The 1,008-nt window shown below is 81.9% G+C and carries 1 protein-coding gene; it reads left to right on the forward strand.

The annotated features are described in order from the left end of the window. The first annotated feature begins 113 nt into the window (after positions 1-113). A complete protein-coding gene (locus tag MW084_RS17585; protein WP_338057717.1) occupies positions 114-974 on the forward strand; it encodes a protein phosphatase 2C domain-containing protein in 861 nt (286 codons plus the stop codon). The last annotated feature ends 34 nt before the right edge of the window (positions 975-1,008 follow it).

Genomic DNA, 1,008 nt, shown 5'->3' on the forward strand with positions numbered 1-1,008 from the left:
CCCCCGGTCCGCCGCGCCGCACACCGGGGACGGGCCGCCTCCGTACGACCCCGAACCGACCGCCCGGATCCTAGTACGCGNANNGCGNCNCGGCGGACCCGGTCCCCGACACCGTGCTGGACGGCGCCCGCTACGGCACGTTCACGCTGCGCGCCGCCTCCACGCGCGGCGACTCGGCCCGCCTCCGCGGCGAGCCCCGCCGGGAGGCCCTGCTCACCGCCCGGTTCGGCACGGGGGAGGACCTGCTGGTGGTGGTGGCCGTCGCCACCGGCGCCCGGACCGGCGGCGAGGCGGCCCACCGCGCCGCCGGGGACGCCTGCCGCTGGCTCGGAGAGGCCGTGGGCCGCGGCCACGAGCGGCTCGCCCGGGACATCGCCGCGGGCCGCCGCCAGGACCTGAGGTCGGGCCTGCACCGGCTCACCGGCCGTACGTACGGCAGGCTCCGCGCCCGCGCCGCCGAACGGGGCGTCGACCCCGGCGCGTACACCGCCGACCTGCGCTGCCTGCTGCTGAGCGGCGACCCTGGCTGCCGCACGCGGATCTTCTTCGGCGTGGGGGAGGGCGGCCTGTTCCGGCTCCGCGACGGTGTCTGGCAGGACCTGGAGCCGCCGCTGCCCGAGCCCGTGCCCGACGCCGCCCCGGCCGTACCGCCCCCGCCGCACGGCCGGGCCGGGGAGGCCGGGCCCGACCGGGCGGGCGCGCCCCCGCACCCCGGCGGGCGGTCCGCCGGAGAGCCGCCGGCCGTGCCGTTCCGCTTCCGCGTCGCCGTCGCCCGCCCGGGCGACACCCTGCTGCTCACCGGGGGCGGCCTGGCCGCGCCACTGCGGTACGAGCCGGCCCTCGGGCGGGAACTGGCCGAGCGCTGGGGCTCCCGGGAGGCGCCGCCCGGGCTCGCCGCCTTCCTCGCCGACACCCGGCTCGGGGCGGAGGGGTGCGCCGACGACCGCACGGCGGCGGCCGTCTGGGAGGCCTGACCGCGCCACCGCGCGCCTCCGCGCCCCGCGCCGC

Source organism: Streptomyces sudanensis (assembly GCF_023614315.1).
Taxonomy (GTDB): Bacteria; Actinomycetota; Actinomycetes; order Streptomycetales; family Streptomycetaceae; genus Streptomyces; species Streptomyces sudanensis.